General features: G+C 64.3%; 13 protein-coding genes. 5 read left to right on the top strand and 8 right to left on the bottom strand.

What is annotated here, in order from left to right:
* Window positions 1-31 precede the first annotated feature (31 nt).
* Window positions 32-1,237, top strand: a complete 1,206-nt coding sequence (locus tag Q0603_RS11085; protein ID WP_298725584.1) for an acyl-CoA dehydrogenase — start codon at window positions 32-34, stop codon at window positions 1,235-1,237.
* A gap of 30 nt (window positions 1,238-1,267) precedes the next feature.
* Window positions 1,268-2,353, top strand: coding sequence for a M14 family metallopeptidase (locus Q0603_RS11080; protein WP_298725582.1), 1,086 nt, complete (start codon window positions 1,268-1,270; stop codon window positions 2,351-2,353).
* Between the two features lie 3 nt (window positions 2,354-2,356).
* On the opposite strand, the gene Q0603_RS11075 is transcribed toward Q0603_RS11080, so the two are convergent.
* The 3 genes from Q0603_RS11075 to purD form a co-directional block, all read right to left on the bottom strand.
* Window positions 2,357-3,430 carry a phosphotransferase gene (locus tag Q0603_RS11075; RefSeq protein WP_298725580.1) on the bottom strand — a complete coding sequence of 358 codons (1,074 nt, stop codon included), beginning with the start codon at window positions 3,428-3,430 and terminating at the stop codon, window positions 2,357-2,359.
* Between the two features lie 2 nt (window positions 3,431-3,432).
* Window positions 3,433-4,500, bottom strand: a complete 1,068-nt coding sequence (locus Q0603_RS11070; protein ID WP_298725578.1) for a phosphotransferase — start codon at window positions 4,498-4,500, stop codon at window positions 3,433-3,435.
* Between the two features lie 177 nt (window positions 4,501-4,677).
* The gene (gene purD, locus Q0603_RS11065) at window positions 4,678-5,949 is read right to left on the bottom strand and encodes a phosphoribosylamine--glycine ligase (RefSeq protein WP_298725576.1); all 1,272 of its coding nucleotides are present in this window, start codon (window positions 5,947-5,949) and stop codon (window positions 4,678-4,680) included.
* Window positions 5,950-6,031: 82 nt separating this feature from the next.
* Between purD and xseA the strand changes: the two genes are divergently transcribed.
* From xseA to Q0603_RS11050, 3 genes are read left to right on the top strand one after another with little or no spacing between them, the layout of a single operon-like run.
* Window positions 6,032-7,498, top strand: a complete 1,467-nt coding sequence (xseA, locus tag Q0603_RS11060) for an exodeoxyribonuclease VII large subunit (protein WP_298725574.1) — start codon at window positions 6,032-6,034, stop codon at window positions 7,496-7,498.
* A complete protein-coding gene (locus Q0603_RS11055) occupies window positions 7,499-7,720 on the top strand; it encodes a DUF2093 domain-containing protein (protein WP_298725572.1) in 222 nt (73 codons plus the stop codon).
* Complete coding sequence (locus Q0603_RS11050) at window positions 7,717-8,544, top strand: M23 family metallopeptidase (RefSeq protein WP_298725570.1); 828 nt, start codon at window positions 7,717-7,719, stop codon at window positions 8,542-8,544. Before Q0603_RS11055 ends, Q0603_RS11050 begins: the two co-directional genes overlap by 4 nt.
* A 5-nt stretch (window positions 8,545-8,549) precedes the next feature.
* Here the strand turns inward: Q0603_RS11050 and Q0603_RS11045 are convergent, their stop codons facing one another.
* The 5 genes from Q0603_RS11045 to tkt form a co-directional block, all read right to left on the bottom strand.
* Window positions 8,550-9,437 (bottom strand): lauroyl acyltransferase, encoded by an 888-nt coding sequence (locus tag Q0603_RS11045; protein ID WP_298725568.1) that lies wholly within the window; start codon window positions 9,435-9,437, stop codon window positions 8,550-8,552.
* On the bottom strand, window positions 9,430-10,425 hold the full coding sequence (lpxK, locus tag Q0603_RS11040; protein ID WP_298725566.1) for a tetraacyldisaccharide 4'-kinase: 996 nt from the start codon (window positions 10,423-10,425) through the stop codon (window positions 9,430-9,432). Before lpxK ends, Q0603_RS11045 begins: the two co-directional genes overlap by 8 nt.
* Entirely contained in the window at window positions 10,400-11,140 is a 741-nt protein-coding gene (locus Q0603_RS11035; protein ID WP_298725564.1) for a lysophospholipid acyltransferase family protein, read from the bottom strand. The genes lpxK and Q0603_RS11035 overlap by 26 nt, the downstream gene beginning before the upstream one ends.
* 6 nt (window positions 11,141-11,146) lie before the next feature.
* Window positions 11,147-12,943, bottom strand: coding sequence for a lipid A export permease/ATP-binding protein MsbA (gene msbA / locus Q0603_RS11030; RefSeq protein ID WP_298725562.1), 1,797 nt, complete (start codon window positions 12,941-12,943; stop codon window positions 11,147-11,149).
* Between the two features lie 161 nt (window positions 12,944-13,104).
* Window positions 13,105-15,060, bottom strand: a complete 1,956-nt coding sequence (tkt, locus tag Q0603_RS11025; protein WP_298725937.1) for a transketolase — start codon at window positions 15,058-15,060, stop codon at window positions 13,105-13,107.
* Window positions 15,061-15,830: the final 770 nt, after the last annotated feature.

The raw sequence follows: 15,830 nt of genomic DNA, 5'->3' as shown, positions 1-15,830 counted from the left end.
TCGGTTAACTTGCAATAAAGGGACGGAAACCATGGATTTTGAATTCTCCGATCGGGTCAAGGAACTGCAGGAAAAGCTCACCCGCTTCATGGATGAGCATGTCTACCCGAACGAGCAGCGTTTCGATGAGGAAGTCGCGACCGGTGACCGCTGGCAGCCGACGGCCGTCATTGAGGAGCTGAAGGAAAAGGCCAAGGCGGCCGGCTTGTGGAACTTGTTCCTGCCGGAGAGTGAGCGTGGCGCCGGTCTGAAGAACCATGAATACGCTACGCTGTGCGAAATCATGGGCCGCGTTTGGTGGGCGCCGGAGGTGTTCAACTGCTCGGCGCCGGATACCGGCAACATGGAAGTGCTTGAGCGCTATGGTACCGAAGAGCAGAAGAAGCAGTGGCTGGAGCCGTTGCTGGAAGGCAAGATCCGCTCCGCCTTCGCGATGACGGAACCCGCCGTGGCTTCGTCGGACGCCACCAATATCGAAGCCGAAATCAAGCGCGACGGCGACTATTACGTGATCAACGGCCGCAAGTGGTGGACCTCGGGCATCGGCGATCCGCGCTGCAAGATCATCATCTTCATGGGCAAGACCGACCCGAACAATCCCGACAAGTACAAACAGCAATCGATGATCCTCATTCCGCGCGACACGCCCGGCGTGAAGGTGCTGCGCATGCTGCCGGTCTTCGGCTATGACGACGCGCCGCATGGCCATGGCGAGGTCGAGTTCAAGAATGTGCGCGTGCCGGCGTCCAACATCCTGCTGGGTGAGGGGCGCGGCTTCGAGATTGCGCAGGGCCGTCTCGGCCCGGGCCGTATCCATCACTGCATGCGTCTGATCGGTCAGGCCGAGCGGGCGCTGGAGAAGATGTGCAAGCGGGCGAAGAGCCGCGTCGCCTTCGGCCGTCCGATCTCCGAGCAGACCGTGACCCTGGAGCGCATTGCCGAATCGCGCATCCTGATCGATCAGGCCCGTCTGCTGGTGCTGCATGCCGCCTGGAAGATGGACACCGTCGGCAACAAGGCAGCCCGCAAGGAAATCGCCATGATCAAGGTGGCAGCGCCCAACATGGCCTGCCAGGTGATCGACTGGGCGATGCAGGTGCATGGTGGCGGCGGTGTGACCTCCGATTTCGGTCTGGCCGCGGCTTACGCCCAGGCGCGCACGCTGCGCTTCGCCGATGGCCCGGACGAGGTGCATCGCAACCAGATCGGCCGTCTCGAACTGGCTCGCTGGAACTGAGTTCATAAACCAGAAACGTAGAGTCTCCCCATGACTGTTGAATCGTACTTTTCGGCCACCTATGCCGAGGCGCGGGAGAAATTCCGCGCTGCGGCCGAGGCAGCTGGCGCCAAGCTCACCGTCTACGAGAACCCCAATGCCAAGGGGCCGAACGGCGAAGTCCTGACGACCGATGTGGCCTGCCTTGGTTCGGACAATGCCGAGCGGGTCTACATCACCATTTCCGGCACGCACGGTGCTGAGGGTTTCTGCGGCTCTGGCGCGCAGATCGGTCATTTCAAGGAACGCCTGCTGGATGCGATGCCGGCGAATACCAAGGCGATCATGATCCACGCGATCAACCCTTACGGTTTCGCCTGGATCCGCCGCGTGACCGAGGACAATGTCGACCTCAACCGCAATTTCCAGGACTTCTCCAAGCCGTTGCCCGAGAACAAGGCTTACGAGGAAGTCCACGATTGGCTGATCCCGACCCATTGGGAAGGGCAGGGCCGCGCCGCGGCCGATCAGGCAATCATGGAGTACAAGAAGACACGCGGCGATTTCGCTTTCCAGGCGGCGATGACGGGCGGTCAGTATACGCGCCCCGACGGCCTGTTCTTCGGCGGCCAGAAGCCGACCTGGTCGAACGAAACCTTCCGCCGCATCCTCAAGGAACATGTGCCCGTCAGTGCGCGCAAGCTGGGTAGCATCGATTTCCACACCGGCCTCGGGCCGATGGGCTATGGCGAGCCGATCTATGTCGGGCCAGTAACTGGCTCGTACGCTCGCGCCAAGGCGTGGTTCGGTCCGGAAGTCACCGATCCGAATGACGGCTCATCGACGTCGGCGCGCGTCACCGGCACGGTGCCGGAGGCCTTCCTCGACCTGCCGAAGACCGTCGAGATCACGGCGATTGCGCTGGAATACGGCACACAGCCGATGCCCATGGTCACCGAGGCCCTGCGTGGCGATCACTGGCTGCATGCAAAGGGTGACTTGAACTCCGAACTCGGTAAGAAGCTCAAGCAGCAGATCCGCGACGCCTTCTATGTCGACACGCCGGCCTGGAAGGCGGCGGTCTTTGGTCGCGCCGCCGATTTCGCCCTGCGGGCCTTCCGCGGACTTGCTGACTAAAAATCAGTCGTCACCGCCGTCAACCAGGTTCCAAGCCTGGTTGGCGACGGAGCGGACCACGGCGGCGTAGGCCTTCAGCGTCGGTGTTGCCGCGCCGCCTTTTTCCAAGCCCCGTTTAACGATGCCTTGCGCCATCACCGCCACGCGGAACAGCGCGAAGGCCAGATAGAAGTTCCAGTGCGCGATGCCATTGTCGCGGATATTGGCATCAAAACTGTGGCGGCAATAAGCAGCCAGATAATCCGGCTCGCCCGGAATGCCGCTATCGATGAAGTCGATCCCCTGCAGGCTGCCCATGCCCGGAATGGTGACGCGATAGGGCATGCAGTTAATGGCGAGATCGGCCAGTGGGTGGCCAATCAGCGCCAGATCCCAGTCGTGAATGGCGATGACGCGTGGTTCGCTGGCGTGGAAGATGAGATTTTCCAGCCGGAAATTGCCGTGCATCAGTGACGTCATCTGCTCTTGCGGCACGTTGGCCGGAAGCCATTCGAGCAGGCGTTCCACCGCGCCGATATCGTCCGTCCGGTTGGCGCGATACTGCTCGGTCAGCATGCCGATCTGACGTACCAGGTAATCGCGGCCGCCGCCATTCACCGGCAGGCCGGTGATGGCTGGATCGAGCGCATGCACCTGGGCGAGCGCGGCTGCCATGGCGTCGTAGAGCGCATGCCGCTGTTTCGGGTCCATGCCGGGCAGGTTGGGGTCGCGGAAATGCCGCCCCGGAACATGCTCCAGCAGATAGAAGGGTGTGCCGATCACGTCCTCGTCGAGGCAGCACAGATGCGGCATGCCAACCGGCATCCCGGCCTTATGCAGGGCGGTGAGCAGCGTGTAGTCCCGCTGGATCGATTCCGCCATCGTGCAGCCCTTTTTCGGCAAGGCCCGCTTGCGCAGTACGAGATTGCGCCCCGGGCTGTGCAGCAGGAAGGCGGGATTGACCGCGTTGCCCTTGAACTGCTGGACGGTCAGCGGCGTTTTGAAATCGGGAAGATGCTTGGCGAGATAGGCCGCCAGCCTGGCCTCGTCGAACCGGTGATGCGGTTGTACGGGGGTCAGGTTCTCGGCTGCCTGCATGCCTATTGCGCTCCCTTAATCCTTTCAACCAATGTCCAGGCCTGTTCGGCGATCGGCCGGGCACGCTTGCCTGACTCGATGGCGTGCTGGCTGGCAGCCGTGCCGTCCTTCACCCGTCCCATGATGCCCTGAAGGATAGCGGCAATCCGGAACATGTTGTAGGCCATGTAAAAGTCGAGATGCGGAATGCCATCGCGTCCGGTGCGTTGGCAATAGGTCTTGAGATACTCGCTTTCGGTGGGAATCCCCATACCGGCGAAGTCGATGCCCGCCAGTCCGCGGAAGATGTCGGGTGCCAGGCGCCAGGACATCAGGTGATAGGTGAAGTCGCCAAGCGGATGGCCGAGCGTGGACAATTCCCAGTCGAGCACGGCGATGACGCGCGGTTCGGTCGGATGGAAGATCATGTTGTCCATCCGGAAATCGCCATGCACGATGCTGGTCTCGTCGCCTGGCGGAATATTCGCCGGCAGCCATTCGATCAGCTTGTCCATGGCGGCGATCTGCTCGGTCTCGGACGCCTTGTACTGTTTGCTCCAGCGGGCGATCTGGCGGGCGAAGTAATCGCCAGGCTTGCCGTAATCCTCCAGTCCGATGGCCTTGTAATCGACCTGATGCAGGGCGGCGATGGTACGGTTCATCGCGTCGAAGATGCCGGCGCGTTCGTCCGGATTGAGGCCCGGCAGGCGCTGGTCCCAGAAAATGCGGCCTTCGACGCAGTCCATGACATAGAATGCCGTGCCGATGACGCTGTCGTCTTCGCACAAACCATAGGTGCGCGCGACCGGTACGTCGGTTCTCGCCAGAGCCGAGATCACGCGGTACTCGCGGTCCACCGCATGCGCCGAGGGCAGAAGCTTGCCCGGCGGCTTGCGGCGCAGAACATATTTCTTCGCCGGCGTGACCAGCATGAAAGTGGGATTGGATTGTCCGCCCTTGAATTGCTGGACGGTCAGCGGCCCGCGATAATCTGGCACATTGTCTTTTAGCCAGCGTTCCAGCGCGGCTTCATCAAAACGGTGGCGCTCCTGCACCGGCATGGTCCCGACAAAGCGGTCCTGGTCACTCATTTATTGTTTCCTCGTTTCGTTGGAGCACGGATTAAAGGGCGCTCCCCGGTACGATAGCCAAGCCACGCGGGGCGGTGCAACCACCCGCGAGAAACCTCAGGATGCCGCTGTTATTGCCAGCCGGTCCGCAACTCGCCTGCCCCGGGCATCGCGCGGACGTCGCGTGCCAGTCTCTTGTCAGCTCTGCTGTTCGCGCGCAATAGCGCGCCAGCCGATGTCGCGGCGGCAGAAGCCCTCGGGCCAGCGAATCTTATCCACAGCGGCATAGGCGCGGGCCTGAGCGGCGCGAACGCTCGGGCCGAGGCCGCATACGCCAAGCACCCGGCCGCCATTGGCGAGAATCGCGCCATCCTCGCGGGCCGTGGTGCCGGCATGGAAGATGACGACGTCGCTTTCCGCTGCGGCATCGTCGAGGCCAGCGATGACGGTGCCCTTGCGCGGTTCGCCGGGATAGCCCTCAGCGGCCATAACGACACACAACGCTGCGTCGTCGCGCCAGCGCAGATCGAAATCCTTCAGCACACCGTCGCGCGCCGCCATCAGCGCGGGCAGGAGGTCGGATTTCAGGCGCAGCATCAGAGTCTGGCATTCCGGATCGCCGAATCGCACGTTGTATTCCAGCAGTTTCGGGCCATCCTTGGTCAGCATCAGGCCAGCGAACAGCACGCCCTTGAACGGCGCGCCTTCCGCCGCCATGGCGCGCACGGTGGGCATGATGATGCTGTCCATCACCTGCGCCTGCAGCGCGGGCGTCATCGCCGGCGCTGGCGAATAGGCGCCCATGCCGCCCGTATTGGGGCCGGTATCGCCATCGCCCACGCGCTTGTGATCCTGTGCAGATGCCAGCGGCAGGGCCGTCTTGCCATCGACCAGCGCGAAGAAGCTGATTTCCTCGCCATCGAGGTATTCCTCGATCACCACTTCGGCGCCGGGCTGGCTGAACAGGGCTGCATTGGCAGCCAGCGCTTCGTCCAGGGTCATCGCCACAGTGACGCCCTTGCCAGCGGCCAGTCCGTCGGCTTTCACCACGATCGGTGCGCCATGCTTGCGGATGAAGGCTTCCGCGCCGGCCGCATCCTTGAAGCGGCCATAGGCAGCAGTCGGAATGCCGTATTTGGCACAAAGGTCCTTCATGAAGCCCTTCGAGCCTTCGAGCTGCGCGGCAGCCTTGGTGGGGCCAAAGCAGGCGAAGCCTGCCGCTTCCAGATGATCGACGAGGCCGATCACCAGCGGCGCTTCCGGGCCGACCACGACGAAGTCGATATGCTCGTCGCGGCAAAGTTGCAGAACTGCGTCGCGATCGGTGGGATCGACCTTGGCCAATTTGGCCACCGCCGCAATTCCCGCATTGCCGGGCGCGCAGACCAGCTTGTTGACCAGCGGCGATGCCGAAAGCGCCCAGCACAGGGCATGCTCACGTCCGCCCGATCCGATGACCAGAAGATTCATGTCGGCAACCCGCAGGATTTGGTGGGTAGAGGATTGGCGGCAATGTTTGTATCATGGGCCAAGCCGACGCAAGGCCTTGAGGATGAGCGATTCAGGTCAGATACAGGGTACCGCTCCGGGCAGCGGGGCGAACCCCGCCAGCAATGTCCCGGAATTCACCGTCACCGAACTCTCGCTGCGCTTGAAACGCAGCATCGAGGAGAATTTCGGCTGGGTGCGGGTGCGCGGCGAAATCTCAGGGTTCAAGCGCGCGGCATCCGGGCATCTGTATTTCTGCCTGAAAGATGCCGATTCGGTGCTCGATGCCGTCTGCTGGAAGGGCAGCGCCATGCGCCTCGGGGTCAAGCCCGAGGATGGCATGGAGGTGATCTGCGCGGGCAAGCTGACCAGCTATCCGGGCCGCTCGAAATACCAGATGGTGGTCGAGCGCATGGAACTAGCCGGCCTTGGCGCGCTGATGGCCCTCTTGGAGCAGCGCAAGCAGAAGCTGGCGGCGGAAGGTCTGTTCGCCGCCGAGCGCAAGCGGCCCTTGCCCTATCTGCCGCGGGTGATCGGCGTGGTGACCTCGCCGACCGGCGCGGTGATCCGCGACATCCTGCATCGCCTGCGTGACCGGTTTCCCACCCATGTGCTGCTCTGGCCGGTTCTGGTGCAGGGTGAGGGCGCGGCGGAGCAGGTGGCGCGCGCCATTCAGGGCTTCAATGCCTTGCCCGCCGATGGCCCGGTGCCGCGGCCGGATCTGCTGATCGTGGCGCGCGGCGGCGGCAGCCTGGAAGATCTGATGGCCTTCAATGAGGAGATCGTGGTGCGCGCGGCATCAGCGTCGCATATTCCGCTGATCTCCGCCGTCGGCCATGAGACCGACACCACCCTGATCGATTTCGCGTCCGACCGCCGCGCGCCGACGCCGACGGCGGCGGCTGAGATGGCGGTGCCGGTGCGGCTCGAACTGGTCGGCACAGTTGCGGCCTATGACGAGCGCCAGCGCCGCGCCATGGGCCGTCTGGCGCGGGAGAAGCGGCAGCATCTCGATGCACTGGGGCGTGGTCTGCGCGGTCCGCGCGAGCAGTTGCGCATGGCGCAGCAGCGTTTCGACGATCTTTCCGAGCGTCTGCGCCATGGCCTGCGGGTCGGCGTGGCGACGCAGCGCGGCCGCATGGAAACGGCGATTGCGAAGCTGCGCCCCAATCTTCTGCGCCGCGAGATTGCCGAATATCGCCGCCGCCTGGATGAAAGCACGGCGCGTTTAAGCCGCTGCATATGGCTGCGGCATGCCGATGCGACGCAGCGGCTGGCGCAGCCGGCAAAGCTGCTGGAAAGCCTGTCCTACCGCAGTGTGCTGGCGCGCGGTTTCGCGGTTGTCTACGGCGCCGATGGACGGGCGCTGAAAATGGCAGCCGACATGCCGCCGGGCGCAGCCGTGACCATCGAGATGCAGGATGGCCGCCGCTCGGCGCTGATCGGTGGCGGCGACGGCAAGCCAAGCCAGCCGCGCCGCTCGGGTTCGAGTCCGGCGCCCAAAGCTTCGAAGCAGGAGGAGCTGTTCTGAATGCAAACACCGCCTCTGCCCCGCGAGATGGAAGCCAAGCTGCAATACCGTCACGGTGCATTCGATATCGTTTTTCCTGGTTCCTACGTGACCTGCGCAGTCACCGGCGCGCGCATTACGCTCGACAAGCTGCGCTACTGGAGCGTCGACCGGCAGGAGCCTTATGCGGATGCCAATGCCGCCATGCAGGGGCTGATGCGGGATCCGGTGCGCCGCGCATGATCCGCTGGCTGGCCGCCGTCCTGCTTCTGGCCGCCATCGCCGGTGTTGCCCGCGCCAATGAACCGCCGCCGGGCCTGGCCTGGGAAGGGGAGTTCATTCAAGGCGGGTTGGTGCTTGGCGTCGCGCAGCCGGGCGTAAAACTGCGGCTGGGCGAGCGGGCAGTGCCGGTTGCGCCGGACGGACGTTTTGTCTTCGGTTTCGGGAGAGACGAGCCGGCCATTGCAACGCTGACGATCAACTACAGCGATGGCCGTGAGCTGATCACGACACTGTCGATCCAGCAGCGGCAATACGATATCCAGCGCATCGAGGGCCTGCCGCCGGCGCAGGTGACGCCGCCGCCCGCGGTGCTGGAGCGGATCAAGCGCGAGAATGCGATGATCGCTGCCGCGCGCCAGCGCAGCACACCGCGTCTCGATTTCCTTGAGGGCTGGATCTGGCCGGCGAAGGGCATCGTCAGCGGCGTCTATGGCAGCCAGAGAATTCTCAATGGTGAGCCGCGCCAGCCGCATTTCGGGGTGGATATCGCCGCGCCGAAAGGCGCGCCGGTGGTGGCCTCCACGCCGGGCGAGGTCGTGCTGGCAGAGCCGGATCTGTATTACACCGGCGGTACCGTGATCCTCGATCACGGCATGGGCATCACCGCCGTCTACTCGCATCTGGCAACCGTCGAGGTGAAGATAGGCGAGCGCGTCAGCCAGGGGCAGCGCATCGGAACCATCGGCGCGACCGGGCGTGCAACCGGCCCGCATCTTGACTGGCGTGTGAACTGGTTCGACGTGCGGCTGGACCCGCAGCGCCTGCTGCCGAAGCAGCAGCAATAAATCGATCAGTCAGGCCAGCGCTTGTGGACCCAGAACCAGTGGTCCGGGCGGGCGCGAATCCAACCTTCGATCTTCTGGTTGATCCACAAGGTGGCGTCGTAGACGTCGCGCTCGTGATTGCCGGTCCGCTCGAAATAAACCGGCTTTTCCACCGTGACTCGGAAACGCGCGCCGTCCAGCCGTTCGACATAGGCCGGAACGATCGGGCAGCCGCTCTTCAGCGCCAGCTCGGCCGCGGCTGGCGAGGTCATGGCATCCCGGCCGAAGAAGGGCACGGGAATTCCGGTGTTGAGCTTCTGATCGACCAGCATGCCGATGCTCTGCTTGCGCTTCAGCGCCTTGATGATCTCGCGCGCGGCCTGAACGCCTTTCGGAATATGTTCGCCGCCGACCGGCTTGCGTAACTCCTGCAGAATCTCCTCGGTCAGTGGATTGTTGGCGGCGCGATAAACATGGATCAGCGGCAATCCCCATTGCGTCGCCACCAGGCTCATCAATTCCCAGTTGCCGTAATGGGCGGAGATGAAGATCGCAGGCTTGCCGGAATCGCGGACGAAATCCAGATTTTCTCCGCCGACCAATTCAATGCGACCTGGCCGTTGCGGGGTGCCGATATCGATGTCACCCAGATGGGCGTATTCGCCCAGCACACGTCCCAAATTGTCCCACATCCCGCGCAGGATGGCGGCACGCTTGGCTTCATCCAATTCCGGCATGGCGCGCGCGAGATGCGTCTTGGCCTGCTCGTGGACGGAAAGATGCGGACCAAGTTGCCGGCCGATCCAGCCACCGACCGCCGAGGCGGCATCGAGCGACAGGGCACGGAACAGGGCGAGCCCCAGGCGTGCCCCGAAGGCGGCCACATATTCATGCGGTTCAGCACGGTTAAACATGCAGCCTCGTGCGCAAAAAAGTCTCGAAGGCGGCGGGGTCGGCAAAGCGCAGCGCCACCCGCAAGGTCTCGACCATGGCCTTGGCCTCGGATGGGAAACGGGCGAGGTCTTTGGCGGTTGTCACCGGCGTTGCATTCTGCCGGTGCGCATCTTCGACCAGACGCATGATGGTATCGGCATCATAGTGCGCATGATCAGCAAAACTGACGCGGCTGACAATCTCCGCACCGACCTGCTGCAAGGATGCGAAGAATTTGTCCGGCCGGGCGATTCCGGCGAAGGCCAGCACGCGCTCGCCGCGCAGACGCGCGGCATCCTCTGCATTCGGCACAAGCTCGGCATGAAACAGCGGCAGCGCACCGAGATCGGGCAGGGCGGTGTTGCCGGAGCCGATCAGGATCACGGCGTCGCTGCGCGCCAGGCCCTCGGAAATCGGCTCACGCAGCGGCCCGGCAGGCAGCAGACGCCGGTTGCCAAAGCCATAGGCCGCATCAACGACCAGCAGCGAAAGGGTTCTTCCAAGGCTGTAGGTCTGATGCGCATCATCCGCGATGACGCAGGAGGCGCCGGCCACCATGGCGGCGCGGGCTGCAGCCGGGCGGTCGCGACCGATCCAGGTTGGCGCGGCCTGCGCCAGCAGCAGCGGCTCGTCACCGACATCGGCCGCGGTGTGCCGGCGCAGATCGACGCGGGCAGGCCCCGCCAGCCGCCCGCCATAGCCGCGACTGACGATATGCGGATGATGACCGAGCTTGGTGAGATGGGAAACCAGCGCAAGCGCCGTCGGCGTCTTGCCCGCACCGCCGGCTACGAGATTGCCAACAGAGATCACCGGCAGACCTGTCATCTGCGGCTTTGTCATCGCGCGATTGAGGCGGTTGCCGAGCGCGTATAAAGCCGCCACCGGACTGAGCAGCGTCGGCCAGAGCGAGGCGGCGTCGGCGTTCCAGAATGCCGGCGTGTTAAGCATGCGATTCGACAACCGCATCCGGCAGCGCCGCCGGCTCGATCGGCGGCTGGCCGCAAAGGCGGTCGGCCTCGGCACATAGCCGGTTCATCTCCGTCTCAAGACGCCGCGCTGCGGCCTCGATAGGCTCGTCCGGATCACTGTGCAGGTCGACGGGCGGGCCCCAGAGGAAAATGCCGCGGTTGAAGGGCATCGGCAGGATGAAGCGATCCCAAGAGGATATCACCTTGCGGCGCGCGACACTGTAGGCCAGAGGGATCACCGGCACCTTGCCCAGCCGCGCCGCTGCGACGACGCCGATGCTGGCGCGCATGCGGGGGCCGCGGGGGCCGTCTGGCGTGAAGCCGACGCATTCCTTTTCCCGCAGCACCTTCAGGATGCTGCGCAGCGCGGCCGAGCCACCTTTCTCCTTGCCTTTCTTGGCGGCGGAGCCGCGCACCGTGCCGATGCCGAAGGGGTCCATGGCGCGCGCGATCAGTTCGCCGTCGCGATGTTGCGAGATCAGCATATGGATCGGCTGGTTCAACTGCCATGCCATCGGTATCATCAGCAGGCGTCCGTGCCAGAAGGCGAGGATGAACGGCTCGCCCTTATTCCAGTAGCTTTCTGGATGTTCCCGCCCGCGCACGTCCCAGCGCGAGGTGGCGTGAACGAAGCGGATATAGTGCGCGATCGCATTCGCAGCGAAACGGATCGCCGCCTTGCTTTGCAGGATACGTTTGAGGAAGCGAGGCATCGTCTCTCAGGCTGTCGCCTCGGCGGCGAATTGGGTCGCATAGAGACGGGCATAGACGCCGCCGCGGGCCAGCAGTTCGGCATGGCTGCCCTGCTCGACGAGACGGCCCTGATCGAGCACGAAGATCACATCCGCGTCGATCACGGTGGAAAGCCGATGCGCGATAACCAGCGTGGTGCGGCCTTGCATGAGGTCGGTCAAAGCCGCCTGGATCAGGCGCTCGGACTCCGTATCCAGCGCGCTGGTCGCTTCGTCCAGCAGCAGGATCGGCGCATCGCGCAGCATGGCGCGGGCGATGGCGATACGCTGCCGCTGGCCGCCGGACAGCTTGACGCCATTCTCGCCGACAAGTGTGTCATAGCCCTGCGGCAAGGCCATGATGAAATCATGCGCCGCCGCATTGCGGGCGGCAGCTTCGATCTCGGCTTGCGTTGCCTCGGGCCGCCCATAGGCGATATTGGCGCGGATCGTGTCGTCGAACAGCGTCAGTTCCTGGCTGACCAGGGCGATGCTGCGGCGAAGCGATTCCACGCTCACCTCGCGCACGTCCTGGCCGTCGATCAGGACACGGCCCGCCGAGACGTCGTAGAAACGCGGCACCAGGTTCAGCAGAGTCGATTTGCCCGCGCCCGAAGCGCCGACCAATGCGGCCTTCTTTCCGGGCGGAACGACAAGCGAGACATCGCGCAGGGCGGTCTTGTCTTCCGAATAGCGGAAGGTGACGTTTTCCAGGCGGATCTCGCCGCCGGCGATCTGCAGCGTCTTGGCGTCAACCGGCTGCAGGATCTTCGGCTGGGTATCCAGCAGGGCGAAAATGCGCTCCGCGGCCGCCAGGCCTTCTTGCAGAGCGGTGTTGAGATTGGCCAACGACTTCAGCGGCTGGTAGGCCGAAAGTGCAGCATAAATGAAGGCAGTGAGGGTGCCGAGTGTCAGCGCTTCGCTGGTGCCGCCGATATAGATGATGACAGCAACCGCGATGCCGCCCAGCGCTTCGGTGGCGGGGCTGGCGGCGGCACGGGCGCGCACCACCTTCATGATATGGCCGAGACGTGCTTCGACCGACATGCGGGCCCGCTCGATTTCCCGCTGCTCCATCCCATAAGCCTTGACCATGCGGGCGCCGTCGAAAGTCTCGCTCAGGATGGTCGTCAGCTTGCCGGTTTCCTGCTGACTGCGGGCAGAGCCCTTGCGCGCCTTCTTGCCCAGGCGCCGCGTGGTCAGGCCGACGAAGGGGAAGATCACGCAGACGATCAGCGCGAATTGCCAGTTCATCGCAAACATCACACCGGTCAGGAAGATCAGGCTCAGGCTGTCCTTGACCATGCCGGTCAGAGCCTTGCTGACCGCCTCGCGCAGCAGCGAGGCGTCGTAAAGGAAGCTGGCGATCAGCTTGCCGGAATGCATCTCATGCAGCCAGGCAAGGTCGGCGCGGATCAGATGAGCATACATGCGGATCTGAGTATCGGCGACGATGCGTTCGCCGAACCGCGTCATCAGCATGCTCTCGAAATAGGAGGCGAAGGCCTTCACGACCACGACGGTCACCACCATCAGCGGCACCATCATCGTCCAATACGGGTCGCGCTCGGTGAAAACCTGGTCGATGGCGGGCTTGAGCAGCCAGGCGGTGGCCGCCGTCATGGCCGCGACAACGCCCATGCTCAGCAGCGCCAGCAGCAGCGAGCCGAGATGGGGGCGGACCTGTTCCCGCAGCAGACGACGAATCAGAGTCCCGCTGTCGGCAGGCGCGGCGGTGGCAGAGTCGGCGGCATCAGCCAGACCAGAGGTCGCAGAAGCGGTCAAAGGAAACCCGTTTCCATCAATCAGTTACACGAGGGCTGCTATACCACGCGGCCGGCCCAGCCGTCACGACGCCCGGCCGACTGAAACGGCAATGCCGGCCCGGCAGGCCCGGTCCGGCATCATCGAAGCACTGGTCTGTCAGATAGTTGGCGGAATTCCGCTTACAAGCGCTGCTTGGCGGCGGCGGCCACGGCTTCCGCCGTGATGCCGAAATGCTTGTACAACTGCTCGTAAGGGGCGGACGCGCCGAAGCTCTTCATGCCGACGAAGCCGTCCTTGCGGTCGAGATACTTGTCCCAGCCCTGGCGGATGCCGGCCTCAACCGCGATCCGCACGGTATTCGGGCCCAGAACCTGCTCCTGATAGGCCTCCGGCTGCTCGTCGAACAGCTCGAAGCTGGGCATCGAGACCACGCGGGTGGGAATGCCGTCTTTCTGCAGCAGGTCGCGGGCGGCAATGGCGATGACGACTTCGGAGCCTGTGGCCAGCAGGGTAACCTTGGCGGCGCCGTCGGCCGGCAGCAGCTCATAGGCGCCCTTGGCGACCAGGTTCTCGTCCGTATGGCTGGTCCGCAGGGTGGGCAGGTCCTGACGGGTCAGGGCCAGCACGCTCGGACGGTTCTTCTGCTTCAGGGCAACCTGCCAGGCTTCGGCGGTTTCCACCGCATCGGCGGGGCGCAGCACCAGCAGGTTGGGAATCGCGCGCAGGGCGGCCAGATGCTCGACCGGCTGATGGGTCGGGCCGTCTTCGCCCAGACCGATCGAATCGTGGGTCATCACATAGACGACGCGCTGTTCCATCAGCGCTGAGAGGCGAATCGACGGGCGGCAGTAATCGGTGAAGACCAGGAAGGTGCCGCCATAGGGGATCAAGCCGCCATGCAGCGCGATGCCGTTCATCGCCGCTGCCATGGCATGTTCACGCACGCCGTAATAGATGTAGCGGCCGCTGAAATCACCGGGCTTCACCGGCGCGAGGCTGGCGGTCTTGGTGTTGTTCGAGCCGGTCAGATCGGCCGAGCCGCCGATGGTTTCCGGCACCGTGGTGTTGATCACTTCCAGCGCCATCTGCGACGACTTGCGCGTCGCCCATTTCGGCTTGTCCGCCGACAGCTTGGCCTTGTAGTCGGCGATCACCTTGTCGAGGTTGGCCGGCAGGTCGCCCTTGAAGCGGCGATCCCATTCGGCGCGCTCGTCAGCCGGCAGCGCGGCCAGGGCCGCCTGCCAGGCCTGCGACTTGGCAGCGCCGGCGGCACCAACGGCACGCCAGGCCTTCAGGACATTTTCGGGAATTTCGAACGGCGCATGCGGCCAGCCGAGCTTCTCGCGCGTGCCCTTGATCTCTTCGGCGCCTAGCGGCGAGCCATGGGTGGAGGCAGTGCCCGCCTTGGTGGGCGCGCCATAGCCGATCACGGTGCGGCAGGCGATCAGGCTGGGGCGGTCGCTCTTTTGCGCGGCGGCGATGGCGGCGGCGACGGCTTCCGGATCATGGCCATCGACACGGCAAACAGCCCAGCCGCTGGCCTCGAAACGGGCCAGCTGGTCGTCGGAGACGGTCAGGCTGGTCGGGCCATCGATGGAGATGCCGTTGTCGTCGAACAGCACGATCAGCTTGTTGAGCTTCAGATGGCCAGCCAGCGAGATCGCCTCGTGGCTGATGCCTTCCATCAGGCAACCGTCGCCAGCGATCACATAGGTGTAGTGGTCGACCAGCTTGGAATCGAACTGCGCGGCCAGCAGCCGCTCGGCCAGCGCCATGCCGACGGCATTCGAAATGCCCTGGCCCAGCGGACCGGTGGTGGTCTCGATGCCGCTGGCATGGCCGAATTCCGGGTGGCCGGCGGTACGCGCGCCGAGCTGGCGGAAGCGCTTCAGCTCGTCCAGCGTCATGTCAGGGTAGCCCGTCAGATAGAGCAGGGCATAGAGCAGCATCGAGCCATGGCCGGCCGACAGCACAAAGCGGTCGCGATCCGGCCAGGTCGGGTTCTGCGGGTCAAATTTCAGGAATCGGCTGAACAGGACAGTCGCCACATCGGCCATGCCCATCGGCATGCCGGGATGGCCCGAATTCGCCTGTTGCACGGCATCCATTGCCAGAGCGCGGATGGCATTGGCCATATCCTTGTGGCTGGCAGCCGCGCTATGGGCTGGAACGGGGGTGGAAGGAACGGCCTGCAGCATCGATCGGAACCCGCCTCAGTAACGAAAAAGCGGGCGGACCATGCCGGGCAAAGCCGCTCCCGTCAACCCATGTTGCGCACCTATGAATGTCGCAGGCGAATTGGTCAGAATTCCTGCCAGTCGTCGTCATCCCCGGCGGTCACCACCGCCATTGCCGGCGCTGGTTTCTGGGCCGGTTGCGGAGCGGGATTCGAAGCCGGTTTGGCGATGTTTTTGACCGGGGCGGGGGCTGGCTTGGGCGGCGCAGACGGCTGCGGCCGAGGCTGTGCGGTGACGGCTGCGGGCTGTACCCGCTGAGCCGCGGGGGCCAGCTGGGTGTCGAGTTTGAAAAAGCCGACCAATTCCGCCAATTCGCCCGCCTGGGTGGCAAGGGCCTGCGCGGCTGCGGAGGTTTCTTCCACCAGCGCGCCGTTGCGCTGGGTCATTTCGTCCATGCTGGCCACAGCCGTGTTGATCTGCTCCAGGCCGGTCGCCTGTTCGCGGCTGGCGGCGGCGATCTCGGCTACGATATCCGTGACCTTCTTAACCGCCGAGACGATGCCGGTCAGGCTTTCGCCCGCCTGATTGACGAGGCTGGCGCCGGTCTTTACCTGCTGATTCGATTCAGCGATCAGCGCCTTGATGTCCTTCGAGGCATTGGCCGAACGCTGTGCCAGCGCACGCACTTCCTGAGATCGGAAGAGCACACGTCTGAACTCCAGTCACTG

The sequence above is a fragment of the uncultured Ferrovibrio sp. genome (genome assembly GCF_937960835.1).
In the GTDB taxonomy this organism is placed as follows: Bacteria; Pseudomonadota; Alphaproteobacteria; order Ferrovibrionales; family Ferrovibrionaceae; genus Ferrovibrio.
This window is presented reverse-complemented; position numbering and strand designations above follow the sequence as displayed.

Excerpts from the sequence above, each read along its gene's own strand:
- Q0603_RS11085 (WP_298725584.1), top strand. The coding sequence starts at position 32 with ATGGATTTTGAATTCTCCGATCGGGTCAAGGAACTGCAGGAAAAGCTC.
- Q0603_RS11080 (WP_298725582.1), top strand. The coding sequence starts at position 1,268 with ATGACTGTTGAATCGTACTTTTCGGCCACCTATGCCGAGGCGCGGGAG.
- Q0603_RS11075 (WP_298725580.1), bottom strand. The coding sequence starts at position 3,430 with ATGCAGGCAGCCGAGAACCTGACCCCCGTACAACCGCATCACCGGTTC.
- Q0603_RS11070 (WP_298725578.1), bottom strand. The coding sequence starts at position 4,500 with ATGAGTGACCAGGACCGCTTTGTCGGGACCATGCCGGTGCAGGAGCGC.
- purD (WP_298725576.1), bottom strand. The coding sequence starts at position 5,949 with ATGAATCTTCTGGTCATCGGATCGGGCGGACGTGAGCATGCCCTGTGC.
- xseA (WP_298725574.1), top strand. The coding sequence starts at position 6,032 with ATGAGCGATTCAGGTCAGATACAGGGTACCGCTCCGGGCAGCGGGGCG.
- Q0603_RS11055 (WP_298725572.1), top strand. The coding sequence starts at position 7,499 with ATGCAAACACCGCCTCTGCCCCGCGAGATGGAAGCCAAGCTGCAATAC.
- Q0603_RS11050 (WP_298725570.1), top strand. The coding sequence starts at position 7,717 with ATGATCCGCTGGCTGGCCGCCGTCCTGCTTCTGGCCGCCATCGCCGGT.
- Q0603_RS11045 (WP_298725568.1), bottom strand. The coding sequence starts at position 9,437 with ATGTTTAACCGTGCTGAACCGCATGAATATGTGGCCGCCTTCGGGGCA.
- lpxK (WP_298725566.1), bottom strand. The coding sequence starts at position 10,425 with ATGCGGTTGTCGAATCGCATGCTTAACACGCCGGCATTCTGGAACGCC.
- Q0603_RS11035 (WP_298725564.1), bottom strand. The coding sequence starts at position 11,140 with ATGCCTCGCTTCCTCAAACGTATCCTGCAAAGCAAGGCGGCGATCCGT.
- tkt (WP_298725937.1), bottom strand. The coding sequence starts at position 15,060 with ATGGCCAATGCCATCCGCGCTCTGGCAATGGATGCCGTGCAACAGGCG.